Source organism: Maribellus sediminis (assembly GCF_011799805.1).
Classification (GTDB): domain Bacteria; phylum Bacteroidota; class Bacteroidia; order Bacteroidales; family Prolixibacteraceae; genus Draconibacterium; species Draconibacterium sediminis_A.
This window is the reverse complement of sequence record NZ_WXUB01000002.1, coordinates 370,573-395,219: the sequence shown is the minus strand read 5'-3', so window position 1 is coordinate 395,219 and position 24,647 is coordinate 370,573. Positions and strand designations below refer to the sequence as shown.

The following is a 24,647-nucleotide window of genomic DNA, read 5'->3' as shown; positions in this document are numbered from 1 at the left end:
ATCCAATAAAAACTGAATAAATGAATAAACTTAAAAGAACTTTAAGAGCAGTTAGCCTGTTGGCTACAGCTTGCACCTTAATTAATTGCAGTTCGAAACAAACCAAACAGGAGGTGAATGTTTACGAGCCAACCTGGGAATCGTTAGCCCAACACAACAGTCAACCCGAATGGTTTAAAGATGCCAAACTCGGGATTTATTTCCACTGGGGAATTTATTCCGTACCTGCTTTCAGTTCCGAATGGTATCCTGCATGGATGTACTATACCAAGCTTGAAAAAGAACATTGGGGAGCGGAAATTCGCGATTACCATGTGAAAAACTACGGAGCTGATTTTGATTATCATGATTTTATCCCTTTGTTTAAGGCCGAACATTTTAATGCCGCGGAGTGGGCCGACCTGTTTCAAAATGCCGGAGCCAAATTTGCCGGCCTGGCTGCGCAACATCACGATGGTTTTGCCATGTGGGATAGTGAAATAAATCCGTGGAATGCTGCAGATATGGGGCCTGAAAAGGACATTGCCGGAGAGCTGTTATCGGAGCTTAAAAAGCGCGATATGAAAACCATAGCAACCTTCCATCATGCGCGAAACCTGCAACGTTATGCCAACGACAGTGTCCATTGGGCCAATAGCGGTCAGGTTGGTTTTGATAGTCATTTCGCCTACGACCCCAATGGAATTACAAGTACCAAAGATGAAAAGCTTAAATACCTGTACGGCAACATTCCCGTTAATGAGTTTCACGACCGTTGGTTGGGACAGGTAAATGAAGTAGTTGATAAATATGCCCCGGATATGATTTGGTTTGATTCGTGGCTGGATATGGTTCCTGAAGAATACCGGCAAAAAATGGTGGCCCATCATTACAATACAGCCTTAAAACGCGGCCAGGAACCGATAACTTTTTATAAACAGGAAGACTTACCTGATAGTGTGGCTCTTCTTGACATTGAGCAGGGCGGGAAAACAGAAATTTCGGAAAAATACTGGCTAACCGATATAACCATTAGTGATGGTAGTTGGTGCTACACCAATGGCCTGAAATACAAAAAAGCCGATTTAATAATACGTAATATGATTGACGTGTGGAGTAAAAAAGGCGTGGTACTGTTAAATGTATCTCCAATGGCCAATGGCATCATCCCGCAAGAACAGCAAGACGTTTTACTTACAATTGGTGAATGGATTAAGAAACACAAGGAAGCGGTGTACAATACGCGTGTACATTCTGTTTTTGGCTACGGAATTGCTGAATTTGAGAAAGGTCATTTTGGCGGACAATCAGCTACCATGAAATACACAAAAGACGATGTTCGTTTTGCCAAATCGAAAGATGGAAATACCCTGTATGTTTATTTATTGGGTTTGCCCGACTCTGGCAAAGAAATCGGGTTGGAGCATGTATTCGAGACAAATCCGGGGCAGAATATCAAACGAGTTAGCGTGGTTGGAAGTGGCGAAGAGTTAAAATGGTCGGCCAGCGAAAATAAATTGACGCTTACAACACCCAGTGCTGAAGCTATGGATGAAATTGCGACCGTTTTTAAAGTTGAGTTTATATAGGATTAAACAGTTACTTCCCTGAACTACCTGGCAAATTATAAGGGAAACAATATTTTAAAATAAAGGAATACATGAAGACAGAAGTAAAAGAATGGATGTTAGTCTTTTTGATTTTTATTTTTTTCGCAGGCAGTGCAAATGCCCAAACGGCCATGATTAATGTTCAGGCAAGAAAAACGACAAGTTTAAATGGCAAATGGACAGTCATTATCGACCCAATAGGGGTTGGCGAAGGGAAACAGGTATGGCAGGAAAAGAAGCCACAAAAGAAGACAGATTTTGTGGAATATTCATTTGAAGGGGGCCCAGAGTTGCAGGTGCCGGGCGATTTTAACTCGCAATTATGCGAGCTGACTTATTTTGAAGGAACGGTTTGGTACAAAAAACAATTTAACTATTCCGTGAAGGCAGACAAGCGATTGTTTTTGCATTTCGGGGCGGTATATTATTTGGCCGATGTGTACCTTAACGGCGAAAAGCTGGGAAGCCACGAAGGCGGTTTTACCCCTTTTCAGTTTGAAATTACAGGTAAAGTAAAGGATGGTAGCAACACCATTGTTGTAAAGGTTGACAACAAGCGTTTGGGCAACGGTTTGCCCGGTACCGGTTACGACTGGTTCAATTATGGTGGAATTACCCGCGATGTGGATTTAATCGAAACCAACGAAACTTTTGTTGAAGATTACTTCATTCAGCTCAAGAAGGGGAGCTTAAACACCGTTTCTGGCTGGGTAAAACTGAACGGGAACAAGCTTAAACAGGATATTGTGGTTAAAATTCCTGAACAGAATCTGGAATATCGTACAAAAACCGATAAAGAAGGTTGGGCAAAGCTTGAGTTTAACTCGGCTTTTAAACTTTGGTCGCCCGAAAACCCGAAGCTTTACAAGGTAATGGTTGAAAGTGAAACCGATACCCTTGCCGACGATATTGGTTTCAGGAGCGTTGAAGTACTGGGAAACAAAGTACTGTTGAATAACAAAGAAATTTTTCTGAAAGCAGTAAATATTCACGAAGAAAACCCATCAAAAGCTGCGAGGGCTTATACTGCTGAGGATGCCGGGAAATTATTGAACGCTGCAAAAGAATTAGGGTGTAACCTGGTGAGATTAGTCCATTATCCTCACAGTGAAAACATGGTTAAACAAGCAGAGCGAATGGGAATCATGGTCTGGGATGAGTTGCCGGTGTATCAGCATATTCAGTTTTCCGATAGCCTTGTTCCTCAAAAACTGGAGACCATGTTAAACGAGATGATTCGTCGCGACAAAAATCACTGTGGAGTTGCCATTTGGTGTCTTTCGAACGAAACCTATCCCGGAACACCAAACCGCAACGAGGCGCTTATTGAGCTAACTCAAAAGTGCAGGGCTTTGGATTCAACCCGGTTGATTGTACACGTGATAAATACTCACGGATACAACAACAATACCTTTAAGGTGTGGGATCCACTTTACAACTATTCCGAACTGATAGCCATTAATGAGTATGTTGGTTGGTACAAACCTTGGCAAGGCAAACCATCGGAAACAAAATGGAATGTAGCTTTCCCCGACAAACCTGTATTTATTTCCGAGTTTGGCGGCGAAGCTTTGTTTGGTAGCACTGGTGGCCCAATCGATGAGGCAGCGTACTGGACAGAAGCCTATCAGGAGAAAATCTACAAGGATCAGACTGAAATGTTCGGCATTGTTCCCAATCTGTGCGGGGTGTGCCCGTGGCTGTTGTTCGACTACCGGTCGTTAAGCCGGATGAACCAGGTTTACCAAAATGGCTACAACCGGAAAGGCTTGATATCCGAAAATGGAGAGAAAAAGAAAGCGTGGTATATTATGAACGAATACTATAAAAGAAAATAAGAATGTTAGATTTTAAAAAATTAGTTGTGGCATTTGTTGGCCTGGTAGCCACAATCGGGAGTCTTTCAGCCCAAAACAAAGTTATTGACCTTTGGAATGGGAAAGTTCCCGGAGCAATCAAGAGTGAAGAATTCAAACAGAATGTCGATACAACGGCAGGCTGGGTCGATAAACATTCCATTGTCAGTCCCGACCTCTATTTTTACCCTGCTTCGGAGGAAAAGGCAACGGGTACGGCAGTTGTTATTTGTCCGGGAGGCGGGTATTCAGGACTTGCCATCCGGCATGAAGGGCTGCAGATGGCCCAATGGTTCAACAGCTTGGGTATAACCGCTTTCGTGTTGACTTACCGTCAGCCTGACGATGTCATCATGGAAAACAAATCGATTGGCCCCCTGCAAGACGGGCAGAGAGCGATTCGGTTCGTCAGGCGCCATGCCAAAGAATGGGGAATTAATCCTGATAAGATCGGCATCATGGGATTTTCTGCGGGGGGACACGTAGCATCCACAATTTCAACCCATTATAATGAGAAAGTGTATGAACCCGAAGATTCGATCAGCGCCCGGCCCGACTTCTCCTTGCTTATTTATCCGGTAATCTCGATGGATTCGACAATTACCCATTGGGGCTCACGCCTGAATTTGCTTGGCAACAATTCTACGCCGGAACAGGTGAAGCATTTTTCCAATGAGTACCAGGTAAATGAGCAAACTCCACCGGCATTTTTGGTGCATTCATTCGACGATGATGTCGTTCCGGTGCAGAACAGTATCGATTATGCATTAGCGCTGAAAAAACATGATGTACCCTGCGAACTTCATATTTATGAATCGGGCGGACATGGATATGGCATGAGCCATCCGGCAAATACAGAAGGCACATGGACTGAAGCCTGTCGTAAATGGCTTGAAGCAAATGGTTTTTGATGGCATTCGGGCTTGTTTTGCTAATTATTTCGCGTTGATTGTCAGAATTTAGGATTTTATTGGCTTTCACAGGAGAGGGATATGATAACGTTCAATATTTTAGTTCGTTTCTCATACCCCTCTCCGGGCTATGGTTTTTGTTGCCTGCAAAATGCGGATATTAATGCCAATGTCCTTGATTATGGCCGTATTCCTCCAGAAATATTACAGACTATTAATCGGATGATAATTATTTAAAACCATTTCTGTTCAGTAATAACTACATTGTAATACACTCTTCGACACATAAAGACCCCTTCGCTTGCTGTCTTTTGCTGAAATTAGAGCTGTTAAATTTAAACCAATAGAACTTCTAATGAAAAACAAAAGAATACTTGTATATGTCTTTTCCGTATGGTTATTTGCAGCGTGCTCTCAGCCACAATATATAATAACAGATGACGGTATAATTTTAAATCTGGAACAAACCAGAAAAACTAAAGCGAACAAGTTACGCATACAGGTGCTGAGCGATGAATTGATTCACGTGTCAGCAACCCCCGATGACGAATTCCCGACGGATTCAAGCCTTATTATCATTCCTTGTATTCAAACGGTACCTTATCAGGTTGAAGATGGGAAAGACTCAATTGTGTTGAGCACTTCCCGATTGATTGTTGCCGTTTCGAAATCGGACGGAGGTGTGAAATTTAAAAACAAAAATGGAGTGGTAATCCTGGCTGAGAAGTCAGGAGGAGGCAAAACGTTCACTCCTATTGAAGTAGAAGGTACAAACGCCTATTCGGTTCGGCAATTGTTCGATTCGCCTGTCGATGAGGCATTCTACGGATTGGGACAACATCAGTCGGACGAGTTCAACTATAAAGGAAAAAGCGAAGAATTATTTCAATACAATACTAAAGTTTCGGTGCCCTTTATTGTTTCCAACAAAAACTATGGGCTTTTGTGGGACAGCTATTCATTAAGCCGCTTTGGCGACAGTCGTGACTACCAGCAGCTAAACAGGGTTTTTAAATTGTATGATAAAAATAGTCAGCCAGGCAGCTTGACCGGAACTTATCTGCCTTTTAATAATGAATTACAGCGATTGGAACGCAAAGAAGATTCGCTGTATTTTGAAGATGTAAAAACCATTAAGAATCTTCCTGAAAATTTTCCGTTGAAAGGGGCCAATGTAACTTATGAAGGAGAGATTGAAGCGCCACAAAGCGGAACCTACCGTTTTATCCTGTATTACGCCGGATATGTGAAAGTGTACGTGAATAATGAATTGGTAGTGCCGGAACGTTGGAGGACTGCCTGGAACCCTAATAGTTACAAATTTGAGTTTGAGCTTGAGGCCGGGAAACGTGTGCCGCTGCGTGTTGAGTGGAAGCCTGACGGCGGAAGATCGTACTTCGGCCTGCGTGTTCAAACGCCTCTTCCTGAGGAGGAACAGAGCAGTCAGGTCTGGTGGAGCGAAATGAATAAAGAACTGAATTACTATTTTGTGTACGGCAGTTCGATGGATGAAATCATCAAAGGGTACCGGAAACTCACCGGAAAATCGCAAATCATGCCTAAATGGGCTATGGGCTTTTGGCAAAGCCGGGAACGGTATAAAACACAGGATGAAATACTTTCAACACTAAAAGAATTCAGAGAGCGGAAAATTCCTATCGACAACATTGTTTTGGATTGGAATTACTGGCGAGAAAGCGAATGGGGCAGCCATGAGTTTGACGAGAAACGTTTCCCCGACCCCAAAGCAATGGTCGATTCCATTCATAGCATGAACGGGCGGATGATGATTTCGGTGTGGCCAAAGTTTTATGCTACGACCGAACATTTCAAGGAATTTGATGAAAAAGGATGGATGTACCGGCAAGCAGTAAAAGACAGCATCCGCGACTGGGTCGGCCCGGGCTATGTTGGTTCGTTTTACGATGCCTATTCAGCCGGAGCCAGGAAGCTATTTTGGAAACAAATCTATGATAAGTTATATCCTTTAGGGATTGACGCCTGGTGGATGGATGCCAGCGAACCGAACGTACTCGACTGCACTGATATGAAATACCGGAAAGCCTTATGCGGGCCGACTGCTTTGGGTCCTTCAGCAGAATATTTCAATACATACGCTTTGATGAATGCCGAAGCTATTTACGACGGACAACGCAGCGTCGACGCCAATAAACGAGTTTTCCTGCTTACCCGTTCCGGTTTTGCCGGTTTACAACGGTATTCAACTGCAACCTGGAGCGGCGACATTGGCACTCGCTGGGAGGATATGAAAGCGCAAATTTCTGCAGGCTTAAATTTCTCGATAAGCGGCGTCCCTTATTGGACAATGGACATTGGCGGCTTCTGTGTCGAAGACCGTTATGTTGCCGGACAGATGGAGTACAATAAAACCGAAAAAGTAAATGCTGATTATAACGAATGGCGTGAGTTGAATACCCGTTGGTACCAATTCGGATCATTTGCTCCCTTATACCGCTCGCACGGGCAGTACCCGTTCCGCGAAATGTGGAATATTGCGCCGAAAGGTGAGCCAGCTTATAATTCAATTTTGTATTATACCAATCTGCGCTACCGGTTAATGCCATATATCTATACAATGGCCGGTATGACCTGGTTCAACGATTATACCATCATGCGTCCATTGGTCATGGATTTTTCGTCCGACACAGAGGTGCAAAACATTGACGACCAATTTATGTTTGGGCCGGCTTTGATGGTTTGTCCGGTATATCATTATAAAGCCAGACAACGGAATGTTTATTTCCCCGATAAGAGCGGCTGGTATGATTTTTATTCGGGAGAGTACATTGCCGGTGGTCAAAAAATGACTGTTGAAGCGCCTTATGAAAGGATACCGTTGTTTGTAAAAGCAGGCTCCATCATTCCGGTTGGACCTGAAATTCAATACACCGACGAGAAGCCGGCCGCAAAAATCATGTTATATGTTTATCGCGGGCAGGATGGCGCTTTCACTCTTTATGAAGATGAAGGAACAAATTACAACTATGAGAAAGGAGCTTACTCTAATATTCCATTCACCTATAACGAAGCTGAAGGGACACTGACAATTGGAGACAGGGAAGGAGAATTTGACGGGATGCTTAAAAAGAGATCGTTTGTGGTCGTACAAGTAAGTAAAGACAAGGCTCAAGGCTTCAAAGTTGATGCAACAGGTCAGTATGTCGATTACGATGGTCATAAGCTAAAAATCAATCTATAATTTAGAAAAATATGGGAAAATATCCTTCTTTTTTGGGGATATCAACTGGTGAAGAAGGTAGGTCATTTAAAATATTACGCCACGTTGAGTACCATAGTTTAGTTTTTTTATTAGTCGTCCCTATTTAAAATAGGGAAATTTCCCGGGGGTGAGAACTCCCGGGATTTTTTTTGCGACAAAAGTATTTTAGAAGGCTATGACGATGATATTCAGGAAGCCCTGAAACCACAATTTTTAAATATTTTGAGAATGAAACTTTATAAATTTGTTTATTTGTCATAAGAATGTGTGCAAATTGTGTGCAAATAGAAAGAGGTTGCAAATCTTACTTTTGCAACCCCTTGACTTTCAGTAGCGAGAGGCGGGCTTGAACCGCCGACCTCATGATTATGAATCAGAGGCAATAAAGTTGAATATTGAATTAAAATATTTATATTATATTTATATTTAAATGGAAAATAAAAAAGCAACAATCTGAAAATAAGATCGTTGCTTTTTTTATTGGTGCCCAGTAAAGGACTCGAACCTTCACATCCATACGGATACTAGTCCCTGAAACTAGCGCGTCTACCAATTCCGCCAACTGGGCATTTATGTTTCAAATTCCTCGTCTACTTCCTTCCGATAACTCTCGGGATATCGGGGCCGTCAACAGGACATTTTGTTTTTGAACTTTCCCAATCTTTCGGGGTGTTTCCCCTTCGATTTTGGACGTGCAAATATATAAAAAATCCGCTCTCTGCAAATACAAAAAGCGGATTTATCTGTTGACGAGAAAAAATTATACCATTTTGATTTGGTCGAGGTTTGTAATCTTTTCGCAATACTTGCATTTTAAGGCAATTGGCGATTTCTTGATTACGGTGAAACAGGTAGTAATTTTCTCGTGGTTAGTGATACATTTCGGATTGAAACATTTTACGATCCCGGTTATTTTCTCGGGTGTTTCAACAATTTTCTTCTCCACAACCTCATAATCGCGTATGATATTCAGTTTGGCATGTGGAGCGATCAATGCAATCTTATTAATCTCGCGGTCTTCGAAAAACACGTCCGATACTTTAATAATGGCTTTAGCTCCCAGCTTACCACTGTCGAGGTTCGTGCCAAAAGTGATCTGGTTCTCAATTTTATCAAGCCCAAGAATGCTTATAACCTTAAACAGGTTTTTAGCCGGAATGTGATCGATTACAGTACCTTCTTTAATGGCACTGACTTTTAATTTTAGTTTCTTTTTTGAATTATCGTTGGCTTCCATTGTTCGTTTATTTAAGGTTCATGACGTGTGAAATAATGGCCTCGCGTGCAAAAACGCCGTTTCGTGCCTGTTCGAAATAGTAGGCTTTTTCGCTTGAATCAACATCAGTGCTGATCTCGTTTACCCTCGGCAGCGGATGAAGGATACGAACGTTAGGCTTGGTTTTCTCGAGCATGGCCTTGTTAAGAATGTAAACGTCTTTTACCTTTTCGTATTCAATCGGATCGGAAAAGCGCTCTTTCTGAACCCTGGTCATATAAATGATATCGGCTTCCGAAATAATATCCGTGAATTCTTCGTGCTCAAAATAACGGATACCCCTAACATCGAGGTGATGTTTATAGCCGGGTGGCATTTGTAGATTTTCTGGTGCAATAAAATTGAAGATCGGATTTTCGAATTCTGACATGGCCTGTAACAGCGAATGAACAGTGCGCCCGTATTTCAGATCGCCCACCATAAACAGGTTCAGGTTATCGAGCGTGCCCTGCGTTTTTAGTATTGAATACATGTCGAGCAGCGTTTGCGTTGGGTGCTGGTTCGCACCGTCGCCTGCATTGATAACCGGAACCGAAGACACTTCTGCTGCATAACGCGAGGCGCCTTCGAGCGGATGTCGCATAACGATCAGGTCGGCGTAGTTACATACCATCTTAATAGTATCGTGCAAGGTTTCTCCTTTCGTAGCACTTGAGCTGTCGGGATCGGCAAAGCCAACAATACGTCCCCCCAAACGACTGATGGCAGTTTCGAAACTCAAACGTGTACGTGTAGAAGGTTCAAAAAACAACGATGCTACAACTTTACCTTTTAAAAGGTCCTGGTTAGGATTGGCTTCAAAATCTGCCGCCAGCTCCATGATCCTCAGGTATTCGTCCTTCGAGAAATCGGTAATCGAAATTAAATCCTTCTTCATTGCCTTAAATATTGATTTTATTGGTTGTTTGTAATGACAGAAAAAAACCAACATTTTTGGAAACAAAATGTTGGTTTTCAGTGATCAGAAAAAAAGTTTTTACTTTTTTATTGAGAAACACGATTGCTTTTAAAAATCGTCTGATGCAACGGTAAGGAAATAGAACCCACTTAGTGAGGCTGTTAATGCCCCGTTTAAGAAAAGTAGTCAGGAATAACGGACGTTGCATCATGGTTCAAAATTAGTCAGAATTCGATTTTCAACTAAAAGTTTGTACTTGTACTTATCAGCATTTTATTAACATAGGCTTATTTTAAGCCAGCTTTTTTATTTCAACACCATATATTGTGTCGAAGCTCTTAAAGGCGCGTTCAGCTTCACTTTTCCGAACCGAAAAGGTCAGGCGGCACGTCTCCTTAAAATCGGTTACAACATTATCGAGGTTTTCCTGCTTAATTACCTGCATAACAGCATTTAAAAGCGGGTATTCAAACTTAAGTTCAAACGTGTTTTCAATCAGTTTCGAAATTATTTCAGCATTATTCAGAGCTTCTATCGTGGCATTCTTGTAGGCGTTAATCAAACCACTTACTCCCAGCAAAGTACCTCCGAAGTACCTGACAACAACCACCAAAATGTTGGTGACTTCGTAGCTGGTAAGCTGGCCAAGTATAGGTTTTCCGGCTGTTGATGAAGGTTCGCCATCATCGTTGGCACGGGTTTGTATTTCTTCGGTTCCGATGCGCCATGCATAGCAATGGTGACGGGCGCTGTGGTGTTCTTTCTTCAGGTGCTGAACGTATTCCTTTACTTCATCTTCATTTTTCACCGGGAAAGCATACGAATAAAACTTGCTTCCCTTATCCTTAAAATAACCGGTGGCTTCCTTTTCTATGGTTTTGTATTCGTCGTTCATTACAATAAAAAGTACAGGCTGATGATGGCCAGAATAATACCTGCAAAGTTAATTTTATTCAGCTTTTCTTTAAAAAGAATAGTCCCCAAAACCGCGGTGAATGCCACAACCAACATGTTGTTAAGCGCAAATACCAGCGAACTTTTTAAGCCCGTATGATTTAACGCCATAATGATAAAATAGAGTGAGCCAAAATTTACCACACCTAGCAAAATACCCAAAAGCAGGGTAGGAGGATGAATTCGGATTTGGTTTTTACCCGAAATAAGTTGAATTACTAAGCCGCAAAGAAAGGCCACAAAAAATACCAGCGTGGTATACGCACTGGCTTCGGTAGTTGTAATTTTTTCAGCCTGAACAAATTTTACAAGTGTATCAACCAGGCCGCTTCCGAAAAAGATGGTTAGTGGCAAAGCAATTAAAAGCAAGTTCGATTTTCGAAGATCTTTTTTGTAAACGGTTAAAGCAATGGCGACAAAAGCACCGGCCAATCCAATGTATTTTAGCGTTGTAATACTTTCGTTGTAATAGAACAACGAAAACAGCACCGGGAAAACCAGTGAAAGTTTATTGGCCAGCGTGGTGATGGTAATCCCGGCTTTTTGCGATGAAGTGCCGATCAGGAAAAACATGGCAATAAAAAGAACACCAAGAAAGATCCCGAAAGGCATCCAGTTGATTGTATCCTCAATGGCTGATTCCCGAAACGGTTGAAAAAGCAGCAGACCAAGTAATGTAGCTGCCAGGTAATTATAGGTAATGAGTGGTGTGAGCCGGCAATCGTAGTTTTTAGCGATCCGGAATACCACGTAAATCATGGAAGAGGAGAGGACGCTGGCTGCAAGATAGATCATTGTGAAATAAAAAAGGCAGACTAAAAAGCCTGCCTAAGTTTTTACATTTTTAATTTCTTTTCTATTTCTTCTACGAATATTCTGAAATTTTTGTCGGTGTCTTTTAGGTTATTCACCGTTTTGCAGGCATGCAGAACAGTTGCGTGGTCCTTACTTCCGATTTGTGCCCCGATACTCGCCAGCGAGTACTTGGTAAGACTTTTTGAGAAATACATGGCAATCTGCCGGGCCTGAACAATTTCACGTTTACGTGTTTTTGCCTGAAGTGCCTCAACCGGCATATTAAAGTAATCGCAAACCACTTTCGAAATGTACTCGATCGACAATTCGCGTTTCGAGTTTTTCACCAGTTTGTTGATCAATTTGGCTGCGAGTTCGAGTGTAATTTCGCGTTTGTTGAGCATCGATTGTGCCAGCAATGAAACCAGTGCACCTTCCAGCTCACGCACATTATTCGTTACATGCGAAGCAATGTATTCCAATACCTCTTCTGAAAGCGTTATACCATCTTTATAGATCTTGCGACGCAATATCTCCATGCGGGTTTCAAAATCAGGCATCTGCAAGTCGGCAGTCAAACCCCATTTGAAACGCGACAGCAGTCTTTGTTCCATTCCCTTTAGCTCAATGGGTGGTTTATCCGAAGTCAGGATCAACTGTTTACCCATTTGGTGCAAGTGGTTGAATATATGGAAGAAAGTCTCCTGTGTTTTTTCTTTTCCCGCAAATTCATGCACATCATCCAGAATCAGCACATCTACCATTTGATAGAAATGCAGGAAATCGTTCCGGTTGTTGTTACGGGTTGCTTCGGTGAACTGCGTTTGAAATTTGTTCGCATTTACATACAACACAACTTTATCCGGAAAACGCTCTTTAACTTCGATTCCGATAGCCTGGGCTAAATGCGTTTTACCGAGGCCTGAATTTCCATAGATCATCAGCGGATTAAAAGCTGTTCCTCCTGGATTCTGGGCAACAGCATAACCGGCACTTCTAGCAAGTCGGTTGCAATCGCCTTCCACGAAATTCTCGAAGGTATTGTCCGGTTTTAACTGCGGATCAATTTGTAGCTTCTGGATTCCGGGGATGATAAACGGATTTCTGATCGTTGGTTTTTCGTCAGCTTTAAGAGGAATGGTCAGCGGCTTGTTCTGGATTTTGGTATTGTTGTTGGTTGGGTAGCTTACCGTGTAAGGCTGGCTACTGTTTTTGTTGCCCATTACAACATTATACTCCAGTTTTGCACCGTTTCCAATAACCATGCGTAGCGTTTTCCGAAGAATGTCGATAAACTGTTCTTCGAGGTACTCGTAGAAGAAAGCACTTGGCACCTGGATGGTTAATACTTTGTTCTCGAGTTTAACGGGTTCGATCGGCTCGAACCAGGTTTTGAAGCTGCTGCTAGGAACGTTATCTTTTATAACGTTAAGGCACTTTTCCCATGCAGATTGATGTTCATTGTTCATTTACAATTGCAGGCTAATTGAGGTTCTACAAAATTTTTCCTTAGTGGTATTCCTGAGGACAAAAATTGCTAAAAAAAAATGAAAAAAAAAATCACATTTCTATTGTTTTCCAATTTAACTTTATATTAAGTTATCTATCAGGCTGTTAAAAAAAATATTTTTTCCCATATTGCTAAACGACTGAAAATCAAGCGACAAGAATTAATGCCTTGATAGCTAAAGGAATAACTGGTTGGTAGTAGTAGGGTATTTGCAAAACGAAGAAAATAGCAGATAAAAAGAGGCAATTTAATTCAATGCTTTGAGTGCTTTATCAAGTTTGATAAGTTTGCCTTTCTTAAAGGCGACAATGCTGGATTCGGGGAAATTTCTTCTCGCTTTTCGATGGATTTCTTCTATTTCGGAATAAACACCGGTATTGCCAATTAAATACGAATAAACGCCTCCCGAATAATATTCTTCTACATCGTCGAGACCTTTGAACATTTCACTGTTCATATCTAATTTTATCTTGCTCGATACGAGGTGGACTTTAAATATGATATCCTTGGATGAAACATCTTCGCGGGTATTCACATACACTTCCTTCCCAAAATCGAAAGCAGAGAACTGCAGGTAGCGTTTCGGATTGTTTTGAATGTCTTTTACCAGGAAAGCCAGATTTTCCGACAACATATTAATCGAGTTGTAAAGTTCGTCGTCGTTGAGTAAGCGTCCGGCCGAACTTTCGTCGCTGTTCAGTTTTTCAAGTGTAAGCACCAATTGTTCCGATACTGTTTCGATATTGTTTAACATCGGCGTAACCGATAATTGCGAAAGTGTATCGCTAAAAGCATTCAGGTTTTGAAGCGTTGATTCAAACAGAGCAGTGTTATTTTTAAAGCTGGTGGTTATTTCATCTACATTCGAAACAATGCGCTTCATGCTCTCTTTTTCGGCTGCTACAATCTCTTCAAGATCGGCAGTTGTCGCTTCAATATTTTTGATGGTTTGGTTAATGTTGGCAAAACTGGCCGAAAGGTTTTTCTGCGCGTCTTCGTTCAGGATCATTGTAAGCACAGTGATTGCCGAATCAACAGTACTCAGCAGTTCTTCGGCTTTATTCTTCAGCGGAAGTACCTGCAAACTCACTTGTTCTTTCAGGTCGCTTTCAATGGCACCAAGTATGGTATCGTTTGGCTGGTGAAGTTCTTTATCATTGCTTAACAACAGCTTTATTGAGCGCGTTCCCATGATGTCGCTGCTGACAATCTGTGCAACAGAATTTAGCGGAATTTTAAAATTGGCATCTACCGAGAGTGTCACTAACAGGCGACCGCTGTTATCGGGCGCAAAAGTAATATCCCTTACTTTTCCAACAGGATAACCGTTCAGTGCGATGTTGGCCGAACTGGCCAATCCATCAACCCGACTATAATAAACATAGTATTTATCGTTACTGGTAAAAAAATCGTTGCCTTTCAGATAAGCCAATCCCCAGATAAGGATCGTTATCGACAAAACGATCAGTACTCCAAGTTTTGCATATTTTGAAATTCTCATGGGCGAAAATTACAATATTTATTGTAAACTTAGGTAATCCAAGTGTCAATTCTCGTTTCCCAAAAGCATTTTTACAGAAATTAACTCGTTGTTCCTAAACGCAACCACAAAGGCTTCTTCATACCTCGAAAGCAACAATTCCTTGTTTAACTCGGCATCTTCCAGTTTGTTGAACTTGCCAACAAAGTAACGGCTTACAGTGGGAGAATCCACGCGAAAAACGTTGTCCAGTCCATTGAAGTTTTCCGGTTTCGTTTCTATTTTTTTCTGAAGAGCCATGATTTGAACTGAGTAGTAGACATTTTCTTCAGGCTGCTTTTCAGTATTTGATTCTTCCTGAACTTCGGAATTAGCTGTTAAAACTGAAGTCTTTTGCGTAGCGGCTTGTTCTGATTCGTCGCCGGTAACCAAATGAAAGCTGCTTTTTTGCTCGATATCGGTTTTGTAAGCTTTGAACGCCCTGAAGATGGAGGCTGCAATTTCATCGCGGCCTTTATCACTGTTGAGGTAGTTTCGTTCCGAAGTATTGCTTAAAAAGCCGGTTTCCACCAGAACTCCCGGCATACTTATGCGGCGAAGGACAACAAATCCTGCTTCCTTCACACTGCGGTCCTTACGTTGTGCCTGCAGCCTGAATTCGTTTTGAATGGCATTAGCCAGTGCGATACTTTGTTCCTTGTATTCGTCCTGCACCAGTTCGAACATGATGTACGATTCCGGTGAATGCGGATCGAAACCTTCGTAGGTAGTCGTATAGTCATCTTCGAGGAGGATTACCGAATTTTCCTTTTTGGCCACTTCCAGGTTATCTTCGCTACGGTGTTGCCCCAAAACAAATGTTTCGGTTCCCTGCACATATTTATAATCAACGGCATTGGCATGAATGGAAATAAAAAGGTCGGCATCGGCTTTGTTCGCAATGGCTGCACGTCGGTATACCGGTATGAAAACATCGGTTTTGCGGGTGTAGATCACTTCGATTTCGGGAAAATTGGTTTCGATGTAACGGCCCAGTTTCAGCGCAATATCGAGCACCACATTCTTTTCTTCCACATTTCCGCCGGTGGTTCCGGGATCTTTTCCGCCATGTCCCGGGTCGATCACTACAACAGTCACCAGCGATTCATCTTTTTGGACTTGTCCGGAATTATCCGCACAAACTACCTCAAACATAAAAAATGTAAGCAGCAGGTAAATGTATTTAATGCGGATCTTATTCATAATGATCTTCTTGCAGCAGTTTTGAATTAAAAACCGAAACACAGCAACTCTTATTGTATTGCTTCCCCCAATTTTTCGGGGAACGGCTTTTATTCTGCATTATCTGATAAAAATAGAAAATTAGAAATATTTTCGCATTTTTAACTTAATCGTATAGGTCATATTTATATTTTTGTCCAGCCTATAATCGTTGAATTCAGAGAACATTTTGAATAAATTAATATTTACATACTTATTCCTTTTTCTTCCCATCATTTCACTTTTTGGTCAGGAAACTGAACCCGGATTCAAAATGGATACCGTGGTTGGGGCCCGAACCTTGAGTGATACAACAATTGTGGATACCTTACATGTGATCTCGGCCGATACCACCCTTAAAGAGAAAGCGGCGTTTATCAACGATCCGATACAGTATGAAGCAGTAGATTCGATGGTGGTTTCGCTCGACGGACAAAAGGTCTACCTCTACAACAATGCCCACGTTACTTACCAAAATATTGAACTGACAGCCTATTACATTCAGCTCGATTTGGATACAAAGGAAATTTATGCCGAAGGTATTCCCGACTCAACGGGCGAAATGACACAAAAGCCGATATTTAAGCAAGGCGCTGAAGAGTATGAATCGGAAACGATGCGCTACAATTTCGAGACCGAAAAAGCTTTTATTACAAAAGTGGTTTCGCAACAGGGCGAGGGCTTTATCCACAGCGACCGGACCAAGAAAATAGGTGAAGAAGTGTTTATTACCGAAAAAGCCAAATACACCACCTGCGATGCTGATCATCCGCACTTTTACCTGCAGCTGACAAAAGCTAAAGTTATTGCAAACGAAAAGATCATTACAGGTCCGGCATATATGGTAGTCGAAGATTTTCCGATCTATTTCCCGATACTTCCATTTGGGTATTTTCCCAATTCTCCTACCTACTCTTCGGGTATTCTTATACCGAAATACGGGGAAGAGAACAACCGTGGGTTTTTTCTTCGCGACGGGGGGTATTACTGGGCCGCAAGTGAGTACTTCGACCTTGCTGTACAAGGCGATATATACTCCCGGGGATCGTGGGGGACACGCATGAAAACCAGCTACAGGAAACGCTATAAATTCAGTGGAAATTTTGGTTTTGATTATGCCATAAACAAATATGGTGAAAAAGGGCAGGATACCTATTCAAAATCGAAACAATACAAACTTACCTGGTCGCACTCGCAGGATGCCAAAGCCAATCCGAACCGTACGTTTTCGGCCAGTGTAAACCTTTCATCCAGCGGATACGATAAACAGAATGCCTACAATACCAACGACTATTTAACCACAACAAAATCATCGAGTATTTCTTATTCCCGCCGGTTTGAGAATACACCTTTCAACCTTTCGATGAACCTGAGGCATTCGCAAAATACCCGCGACAGTACCATGTCGCTGTCGTTGCCCGAAATGACGTTCAGTATGGCGAAGGTGTATCCATTTCGTAAAAAGACAAGAAGCGGGAAGTTAAAATTTTACGAGAAACTCGGCTTTAATTATACGGGTAACCTGAAAAATACTATTTCGGCAAAAGAGTACGAAATTCTGGGTAGTTCGTTTACCAAAGACTGGAAAAACGGAATCAAACATACACTGCCTTTATCCTTCCCGAGCTTCAACCTGTTTAAATACATCAATTTTAGCCCGGGAATCAGTTACAACGAGAAATGGTATTTTAAGAAATACGATTACGAATACGTGGCCGACGGTAATTTTACAAACAACCCTTCTGGTGTGCCGAGTACGGTGCGTGTTGATACCATTACCGGATTAAACAGGGTATACGACTATGCCTACAGCCTGAGTTCATCGACCAATATTTACGGGATGTTCATGCCTCGAAATCCAAATTCGAGGATAAAAGGCATTCGCCACAAAATGACACCCTCGATTGGTTTTAGTTACCGCCCCGATTTTGGAAGAGATAAGTTTGGTTACTGGCAGGAAGTACAGGTAGACGATAAAGGAAAGACGCAGTATTTCGATATTAACCGTGATGGTGTTTATGGTGGATCGCCGGGAAGGGGAGAGTCAGGCGCTATTTCGTTCAGTTTGAACAATAACCTGGAAATGAAAATGCTTGAGAAAGCTGATTCTGTTAAAACAGAAGGCGAACAAAAATATAAAAAGGTAAAACTGATCGATAACCTCAGTATTTCTTCATCGTACGATCTGATTGCCGACTCAATGAACCTTTCACCCTTTAATATTCGGGCGCGCACTACGGTAGCGGGTGTTAGCATCAACATGGGCACAACACTCGACCCGTACATGGTCAACGAAAATTACCAAAGAATCCATCAATATGTATGGAACGAAAGAAGCGGAATTGGAAAACTGGGTAGGGTAACACGTGCCAACCTGTCGTTTGGGATGAGTTTTAACTCGAAGAAAGATAAAAAGGATAATAAACAGGGAGCGAAGACAGGTGCCGAAGGAGCATCCGACACTCCGGGAGAAGATCAGCCTGAGGAACGCATATTACCATCGGTTTACGACAGTTACCTTGATTTTAGCATGCCCTGGGATTTTGGCTTCGATTATAGTTTGAATTACACGGGGCCATCCAGATCTTATCCTAACGGAAGGGTTTCGCAAACCATCGGAGTGCGGGGTAATGTAAAGATTACCGAGAAATGGAACGCCAGTATGAACACTAACTTTGATATTCAGGCAGGCGAGTTTTCATTTACCACCTTTAATTTAACACGCGACCTGCACTGTTGGGGAATGTCGTTTAACTTTGTGCCGTTTGGATACCGCAAAAGTTACAGTTTTACCATTAGTGCCAAATCGTCGATGCTGGCCGACCTGAAATTACAGAAACAACAAAGTCACTACGATAATTTCTAAAACAGATTGAAATGAAACGAACATGAATTTTTATTATTCAAATTCAAGATCAAGGATAATTTAAATTCATCGATAGTTACATCGAATACAAATGAAATAAACAATCTTAATGAAATGAAACGGATAATCTCTACAGAAAATGCGCCTCAGGCAATCGGACCTTACAGTCAGGCTGTTGAAGTAAACGGAACACTTTATATTTCTGGTCAGGTGCCACTCGACCCGGTTACCATGAAAGTGGTTGAAGGCGGAATTAAGGAACAAACGGAACAGGTTATGAAGAATATTGGCGCCATCCTTGATGCTGCCGGTTATTCGTTTGCTGATGTAGTGAAGTCGACCTGCCTTTTAAGCGATATGGCCAACTTTAAAGCCATGAATGAGGTATACGGTTCGCGTTATACCGAAAATCCACCTGCCCGGGCAGCATTCGCCGTTAAAGAGCTTCCGCTGGGTGTATTGGTGGAGATTGAGACTGTGGCGGTGAGATCCTGATGCTTGAAGCACGAAGTAAGAAAAAGGAATCTTTTACTTGCGGCTGAAGGATTGAAGGATTGAAGGATTGTTTGAGTTCAGAGTTCAGAGTTCAAAGAATAGATCTGCAATCATAAATCGTTAATCGTCATTCGACATTCCTATGCTCTTCGCTTGCAACAAATCCCTCTTCCGTCAGCCGACGAAGACCGACGGAACCTGTTCCTTGATACTTGCAGCTTGTGACTTGTGGCTGTTCCTCAAAATCTGCAATCATAAATCGTTAATCCCCGTCCGACTGGAGTCATCCGGGCGGAATCATTCGATATTCCTATGCTCTTTGCTCGAAGCAGATCCCTCTCCGTCAGCCGACGAATCGGGATGACAATGGCGTAGTATGTCAGGGCGGCGCAGGAACTGTTCTTTTTGAAATAGTTTAACGGTGCGCTGCCGGATTGTATAGTATTGTTGTCATTCCGAGGGATCCGTCAGTTGACGGACGGAGTCCGAAGGAATCTTTTACTTGTAGCTCAAGGCCGAAGGACTGATGGATTGAAGGATTGAAGGATTGTTTGAGTTCAGAGTTCAAAGTTCAGAGTTCAGCGTTCAAACTTCTAAGAACAAATCTGCAATGGACATTCTTTTGCTCTCTGCTCCAGGCTCCATGCCATTTGCTTGCTAAAGATCCCTCTTCCGTCAGCCGGACGCAGGGATCCGCGTCAGCGATGGCGGGAACATCCTGGATTCTTTCTCTCTTCATTCCATCCCTATGGGACTTTAGCAGATTATGCATTTTGTGTTTTATCGATATTTCCTGCCTGCGGCAGGTCGCTTTACCGAATGCCCGTATCTTAGAACTGGTTTACAAAACCCCGTAGGGGTTATATTATGGTAGCCCAGGCATTCATGCCGGGGTAAATTAGCGTTAGCGAATTAAACAGGCGCACCCTATGGCCAATATCAATGATGCCTGGTTGTTTGCGCCGCAAAGTTATTGGTTTTTTATTGTTGCTGTTTTTGTCGTTACAAACGACCTGTTACCAACCCCTCGTTACAAACGAGGGGCAGAGGAATCGACATTCATTTGCTCTCTACTCCAGGCTCCATGTCCTTTGCTCGTGGCAGGTCTCTCTTCCGTCATCCCAAATCGTCAATTGATGGTAAGGAAGGGATCTTTCTCAATACACACCCCTTCATACTTTTTGCTATAGAATGCAGAAAGCCAACTAGCTTTTTGTAACCTGAAATCCGGATTGAGATATTTTAAAATCAACAAAACGTCCACGTTCATTTACCGGATTGTTGCCTAAGTTATTTTTGATTCGTGCAGCAGCTGCTTCGTCTTTGGCCACGATCAGCATAAAGCCACCACCACCTGCTCCAAGGAGTTTTAAACCAAGTGTATCGTCCTGAATCCGGTCGATCATTTGTTGTATTTCTGCTGAGTTGGTCCCTGCATCCAATTTCTGGTTTAATTTCCAGCTTCGGTCGATCATTTTTGCAAACAAAGCCAGATCTTTTTGTAAAAGCACATCGTAGGTATTGATGGCGTGTAGTTTTAAGTCTTCCAGTACCGCCAGATGTTCTTTTGAATTCAGGAACATTCCACGAACGATCTCTCCCAATATATTTTTAGCCACACGTGTTATCCCGGTGTAGTATAACAAGATCCTGTTTTTGGTAAGGGGATCAGTAAAAAGCGATTCGGGCAGCCATTTAACACGTGGCTCCTGTTGTTTTCCTGCATTGGTTTCCAGCAGTTTTATGCCTTCAAACAAACCTCCAAACTGATCCTGCCAACCTCCACCTGTTGTGAGTAACTGCTCGAGGGCCAGAGTGCGTTTACCGATCTCCTGTTTATCCCAGTTCAGGCAACAAACTTCCGAAAGCGTTCCAAGAACCGTGGCAGCAAGAATAGAACTTGTTCCCAGCCCTGATCCCTTAGGCACTGCCGAAAGAATGGTGAGTTCAAGACCTCCGCCGTTGCTTTCCAACTGTTCTTTCAGGGTATCAAATTTGTTTTGCGCGAATTCCGGTAAAAATCCGCTAAGAGCGAGCGCAGCTTTGGGTATGGAAAAAGCCGACTGGATATTCTCGTACGATCTGATGTCCTCGAAACTTGTAAGCACCTCGCGTGCGCCAAGATCTATGGAACGCAAAACGATTTTTGGTTCCGTATTTCCTCTGATATAGCAATGCAACGGTGGCTGACCGTTTAACTCAACAGCAACATTTACAACTTTCCCGCCATAGAGGAAACAGTTGGGAGGTGTGTCGGACCAGCCTCCGGCAAGGTCAAGGCGTACAGGGCTTCGTCCCCAGGCAATCTGGTCGGGTAGGAGGCTGATTTTCGGAGCTACCCGATTCGATTTGTAGAGGTCAACGATTTGCTTTTGCAGGTACTTAAATGCCGCTTTCTCCTGCTCTACACCATCTTGTCCTTTTAAGCGAAGTACCTGCGATCGGAACATGAGATCGTGTATGGGTAACCAGTCATTACCCGAGAAGTTTTTTTCTGCAGGTAGTTCAAGGTCGAAGTTCAAATAGTCAGTAGCAGTTTTTTTCAGGTCAAGCTGGTAAAAAACCGAATTCTGATAATTGGCTGCCAGGGCCTGATAATTTGATTTTCTTAGATCCGTTCTTTGAGTTTCCAGGCGATCGATTTGACTTTGATCATTCAGATCAACACAACTCAGGCGCCGGCTTTTAACCCAGCGTTCTGTAAATTCCTTATTCGGGGCCGGATTGGTTTGCAGCAACCATTGAATAAAAGCTCCATCGAGGTGAGTTTGATCCACCACAGGAAACAATGGTAGCTGAAAGATATCTTCATTTTCGTCAAATGCATCGAGGGCGTTCTGAAGGTCTCTTTTTTGCAGCCATTCGGTCAAGGGCACATTCATAAAAAGGGTGGATGTGCGCTTACGTTCACCCCGGAATTTGTCATTAAAACCATAATTGCGCAAGGCAACTTCATTTTTTCCAAATGGAACAATGTCGAGACAGGAACCCGGATCAAGTCGTATACTCCAGTTATTAGCCGGAATACCTGTAAGTACGTTCGCGTGTGTAAAGGACCACGAATCGGGTACTACTGAATTTTCTACCCAGATGTTCTGGTTTGCCGGTGTGAAATTGTTTTTAATGGCAGAATTGAGCACAAAAACCGAAGGATGTAGTTTTATTTGTTTGTGCCATATTTCACGTTGGTCGTTAATCCGGTTTTGAATAGCCAGGTTGCTGCTTACCAGTTCAGAGGTGTTTCCAAGGTGATAAAATTCTCCGCCTTCGAGGTTAAGCAGTGTCACTTTTAGTTCATTTATTTCGGCATTATCAGCACCCGGAGCATTACCGAGGGCGGTACCAAAGGTGCTGTACAAGTCATAAAAATCAGGAATTCCGTTTGTGAATTTATCCCGGTCCCAGCCACAGTTTTTCATTAATATAGCAATGGCCTTTGGACTCATCAGCCAGATTCCAATGTCCATTAAGAAGTAATGATCATGCACCAATTCCTGAATTTTTGGGATGGAGGGTTTTTGCAACATAAATTCCAGTTGCTCCGGCGTCTCATGTTTCGCAAAAAACACCCCGTGATTGGTTGCTTTTTCAGGTTCGAGCCAAAGTCCGAAACATACCACATCGGCCTCAGGTATTTCAGGAAGCTGTTTACCACCAAATATCAGTGTATCGCCACTGGCAATCAACGTGTTTAGTTTTTCCGGTGCATGTTCCAGCAGCTGATCAAAGAGCGGAGCCTGTAAATGCACCAGTCGCTGGTTTAATTGCTGTCCACGCGACCAGCGAAAGACAGGCATGGGAATCAGGCTTTTCCCCATTGGAGCATAGGCAGGAAGTCTGCGGCTTTGGCCTCCGGCGTGAATGATTGCTCTTTTCTCTTTCGGCAACCAGGCCGAAAAATCCATGGCATCTTCGTTGCGGAACATTTCCGATAATATGTGAGCAGTTCCACCCCCGGAGCCAACTTTGGTGGTTGCCGGATCAGACGCTACAAACCAATCGTCAGGATTTAATTCAGCTATTTTGTGAAAGTGGGGCACTACGTTGGTGGGAACCGATATCAGGTGTTTCATTTCTTTAAAATTGGTTGTTTCATCGGCATTCGATGTAGCTCACATTGAATTTTAAGAGCCTAAAATTCATGTTCGTTTCATACGATTTGGTTCTCGCCTTCAGAACAGGGAATAAAGGTATAATTTCTGTTTAAAACAGAAAGGTCATTTAAACGGGCAGGCTCCATTTTCCTGCTACAGGTAAAACCTGCAGAATAACCTTAGTACAGACCAAGGGTGATTATCATTTTACACCGCTTACCTTTTGCCCTGATACCACTCATACATTCGTTTAACACCTTCTTCAATTTCTATTTTGTGCTGCCAGCCAAGCGCATGGAGTTTGCTTACATCGGTGAGTTTTCGCATGGTCCCATCTGGTTTGGAGGTGTTAAATACCAGTTCTCCTTTAAATCCTGTGGTTTGTTTGATCAACTCCGCAAGAGCCTTAATGCTGATCTCTTTTCCGGTACCGATGTTGATGTGGGTGTTTCGGGTTTCGGGCATGTGGCCGGGAGTAGAGGGCACAGAGCTCACATCTTTAAAATCGGTGTTTTCCATGAGGTAAACGCAGGCATCAGCCATTTCTTCACTCCACAGGAATTCGCGCAGGGGAGTGCCGGAACCCCACACTTCGATGGCCCCCTTTTGTCCCCCCGAAGGAGGGAAGACATTGTATTTGGCGAGAACATCAAGTATCTCTTTTTCGGAAGCAGCACCGTTGATTCCTTCAACAGGGCGTTGATTCAGGTCTTTACGGACGGCTTCCCAGTTGTTCTCCTCCAGACATTTGCCCAGGTGTATTTTACGGATCAGTGCCGGTAACACATGTGATTTTTCCAGGTCGAAATTGTCGTTTGGGCCATACAGATTGGTAGGCATCACCGAAAGAAAATTGGTACCGTATTGCAGGTTATAGCTTTCGCATAACTTGATCCCGGCTATTTTGGCAATGGCATACGGTTCATTGGTGTATTCCAAAGGGGAGGTGAGGAGTGCATCCTCAGGCATGGGTTGTGGCGCTTCCCTCGGGTAAATGCAGGTACTTCCCAAAAACAGCAACTTTTTCACACCGTATTTCCATGCGTTGTGAATAACATTGTTCTGAATCATCAGATTTTCATAAATAAAATCAGCGCGATAAGTGTTGTTGGCCACGATCCCTCCAACTTTGGCTGCAGCCAGAAAAACATATTCCGGTTGCTCCTTTGAAAAGAATTCCTCTACCGACTGCTGATCCAGCAGATTCAGTTCATCTTTTGTTTTTCCGATCAGATTGCTGTATCCTTTTTCCAGCAGGTTCTTCCAAATAGCAGAACCAACAAGGCCCCTGTGACCGGCGATGTATATTTTGTTGTTTTTATTCATTTTATTATTGTGCTACCCTGAAAGGGCTTTATGTTATAGCCCCGGGTTTTAACCCGGGGGAATGAGCGTAGCGAATAAATCGGCGCAACAGGGAGG

15 protein-coding genes and 1 tRNA gene are annotated in these 24,647 nt (G+C 42.8%); 6 read left to right on the top strand and 10 right to left on the bottom strand.

Features of this window, described 5'->3' with window-relative positions:
- Nucleotides 1-20 precede the first annotated feature (20 nt).
- The 4 genes from HFD85_RS08255 to HFD85_RS08240 all read left to right on the top strand — a co-directional run bounded on the left by HFD85_RS08255 (nt 21) and on the right by HFD85_RS08240 (nt 7,576).
- Nucleotides 21-1,568: an alpha-L-fucosidase gene (locus tag HFD85_RS08255; RefSeq protein ID WP_167607566.1), complete on the top strand. Its 1,548-nt coding sequence runs from the start codon at nt 21-23 to the stop codon at nt 1,566-1,568.
- A 71-nt stretch (nt 1,569-1,639) separates the two neighbouring features.
- The gene (locus HFD85_RS08250) at nt 1,640-3,427 is read left to right on the top strand and encodes a glycoside hydrolase family 2 protein (RefSeq protein ID WP_206081912.1); all 1,788 of its coding nucleotides are present in this window, start codon (nt 1,640-1,642) and stop codon (nt 3,425-3,427) included.
- A 2-nt stretch (nt 3,428-3,429) separates the two neighbouring features.
- Entirely contained in the window at nt 3,430-4,356 is a 927-nt protein-coding gene (locus HFD85_RS08245; protein ID WP_167607564.1) for an alpha/beta hydrolase, read from the top strand.
- Nucleotides 4,357-4,711: 355 nt separating this feature from the next.
- Nucleotides 4,712-7,576, top strand: a complete 2,865-nt coding sequence (locus HFD85_RS08240; RefSeq protein ID WP_167607561.1) for a TIM-barrel domain-containing protein — start codon at nt 4,712-4,714, stop codon at nt 7,574-7,576.
- A 502-nt stretch (nt 7,577-8,078) separates the two neighbouring features.
- On the opposite strand, the gene HFD85_RS08235 is transcribed toward HFD85_RS08240, so the two are convergent.
- The 8 genes from HFD85_RS08235 to HFD85_RS08200 form a co-directional block, all read right to left on the bottom strand.
- Nucleotides 8,079-8,165 (bottom strand) — tRNA-Leu (locus HFD85_RS08235).
- Nucleotides 8,166-8,357: 192 nt separating this feature from the next.
- Complete coding sequence (gene pyrI, locus HFD85_RS08230; RefSeq protein WP_167607559.1) at nt 8,358-8,834, bottom strand: aspartate carbamoyltransferase regulatory subunit; 477 nt, start codon at nt 8,832-8,834, stop codon at nt 8,358-8,360.
- Between the two features lie 7 nt (nt 8,835-8,841).
- Nucleotides 8,842-9,750, bottom strand: a complete 909-nt coding sequence (pyrB, locus tag HFD85_RS08225; RefSeq protein ID WP_167607556.1) for an aspartate carbamoyltransferase — start codon at nt 9,748-9,750, stop codon at nt 8,842-8,844.
- A gap of 313 nt (nt 9,751-10,063) precedes the next feature.
- The gene (locus HFD85_RS08220) at nt 10,064-10,666 is read right to left on the bottom strand and encodes an IMPACT family protein (RefSeq protein WP_167607553.1); all 603 of its coding nucleotides are present in this window, start codon (nt 10,664-10,666) and stop codon (nt 10,064-10,066) included.
- Nucleotides 10,666-11,520: an EamA family transporter gene (locus HFD85_RS08215; protein WP_167607550.1), complete on the bottom strand. Its 855-nt coding sequence runs from the start codon at nt 11,518-11,520 to the stop codon at nt 10,666-10,668. The genes HFD85_RS08220 and HFD85_RS08215 overlap by 1 nt, the downstream gene beginning before the upstream one ends.
- Before the next feature lie 41 nt (nt 11,521-11,561).
- Complete coding sequence (dnaA, locus tag HFD85_RS08210; protein WP_167607548.1) at nt 11,562-12,989, bottom strand: chromosomal replication initiator protein DnaA; 1,428 nt, start codon at nt 12,987-12,989, stop codon at nt 11,562-11,564.
- Between the two features lie 288 nt (nt 12,990-13,277).
- Nucleotides 13,278-14,531 carry an MlaD family protein gene (locus HFD85_RS08205; RefSeq protein ID WP_167607546.1) on the bottom strand — a complete coding sequence of 418 codons (1,254 nt, stop codon included), beginning with the start codon at nt 14,529-14,531 and terminating at the stop codon, nt 13,278-13,280.
- A gap of 45 nt (nt 14,532-14,576) precedes the next feature.
- The gene (locus tag HFD85_RS08200; RefSeq protein ID WP_167607543.1) at nt 14,577-15,752 is read right to left on the bottom strand and encodes an N-acetylmuramoyl-L-alanine amidase family protein; all 1,176 of its coding nucleotides are present in this window, start codon (nt 15,750-15,752) and stop codon (nt 14,577-14,579) included.
- Between the two features lie 208 nt (nt 15,753-15,960).
- On the opposite strand from HFD85_RS08200, the gene HFD85_RS08195 reads away from it, so the two are divergent.
- Together HFD85_RS08195 and HFD85_RS08190 are read left to right on the top strand one after the other, a co-directional pair.
- Nucleotides 15,961-18,636 carry a putative LPS assembly protein LptD gene (locus HFD85_RS08195; RefSeq protein WP_167607541.1) on the top strand — a complete coding sequence of 892 codons (2,676 nt, stop codon included), beginning with the start codon at nt 15,961-15,963 and terminating at the stop codon, nt 18,634-18,636.
- Between the two features lie 114 nt (nt 18,637-18,750).
- A complete protein-coding gene (locus HFD85_RS08190) occupies nt 18,751-19,131 on the top strand; it encodes a RidA family protein (RefSeq protein WP_167607538.1) in 381 nt (126 codons plus the stop codon).
- A gap of 1,205 nt (nt 19,132-20,336) precedes the next feature.
- Here HFD85_RS08190 and HFD85_RS08185 read toward each other — a convergent pair.
- Nucleotides 20,337-23,204: a bifunctional fucokinase/fucose-1-phosphate guanylyltransferase gene (locus HFD85_RS08185; protein ID WP_167607535.1), complete on the bottom strand. Its 2,868-nt coding sequence runs from the start codon at nt 23,202-23,204 to the stop codon at nt 20,337-20,339.
- A 237-nt stretch (nt 23,205-23,441) separates the two neighbouring features.
- Entirely contained in the window at nt 23,442-24,551 is a 1,110-nt protein-coding gene (locus HFD85_RS08180; RefSeq protein WP_167607532.1) for a GDP-L-fucose synthase family protein, read from the bottom strand.
- Nucleotides 24,552-24,647: the final 96 nt, after the last annotated feature.

Bases quoted from the DNA above. Each gene is read 5' to 3' on its own strand.
- HFD85_RS08185 (WP_167607535.1), bottom strand. From the start codon at position 23,204: ATGAAACACCTGATATCGGTTCCCACCAACGTAGTGCCCCACTTTCAC.
- HFD85_RS08205 (WP_167607546.1), bottom strand. From the start codon at position 14,531: ATGAGAATTTCAAAATATGCAAAACTTGGAGTACTGATCGTTTTGTCG.
- HFD85_RS08200 (WP_167607543.1), bottom strand. From the start codon at position 15,752: ATGAATAAGATCCGCATTAAATACATTTACCTGCTGCTTACATTTTTT.
- HFD85_RS08215 (WP_167607550.1), bottom strand. From the start codon at position 11,520: ATGATCTATCTTGCAGCCAGCGTCCTCTCCTCTTCCATGATTTACGTG.
- HFD85_RS08250 (WP_206081912.1), top strand. From the start codon at position 1,640: ATGAAGACAGAAGTAAAAGAATGGATGTTAGTCTTTTTGATTTTTATT.
- pyrI (WP_167607559.1), bottom strand. From the start codon at position 8,834: ATGGAAGCCAACGATAATTCAAAAAAGAAACTAAAATTAAAAGTCAGT.
- HFD85_RS08255 (WP_167607566.1), top strand. From the start codon at position 21: ATGAATAAACTTAAAAGAACTTTAAGAGCAGTTAGCCTGTTGGCTACA.
- pyrB (WP_167607556.1), bottom strand. From the start codon at position 9,750: ATGAAGAAGGATTTAATTTCGATTACCGATTTCTCGAAGGACGAATAC.
- HFD85_RS08245 (WP_167607564.1), top strand. From the start codon at position 3,430: ATGTTAGATTTTAAAAAATTAGTTGTGGCATTTGTTGGCCTGGTAGCC.
- HFD85_RS08220 (WP_167607553.1), bottom strand. From the start codon at position 10,666: ATGAACGACGAATACAAAACCATAGAAAAGGAAGCCACCGGTTATTTT.
- HFD85_RS08240 (WP_167607561.1), top strand. From the start codon at position 4,712: ATGAAAAACAAAAGAATACTTGTATATGTCTTTTCCGTATGGTTATTT.
- HFD85_RS08190 (WP_167607538.1), top strand. From the start codon at position 18,751: ATGAAACGGATAATCTCTACAGAAAATGCGCCTCAGGCAATCGGACCT.
- HFD85_RS08180 (WP_167607532.1), bottom strand. From the start codon at position 24,551: ATGAATAAAAACAACAAAATATACATCGCCGGTCACAGGGGCCTTGTT.
- dnaA (WP_167607548.1), bottom strand. From the start codon at position 12,989: ATGAACAATGAACATCAATCTGCATGGGAAAAGTGCCTTAACGTTATA.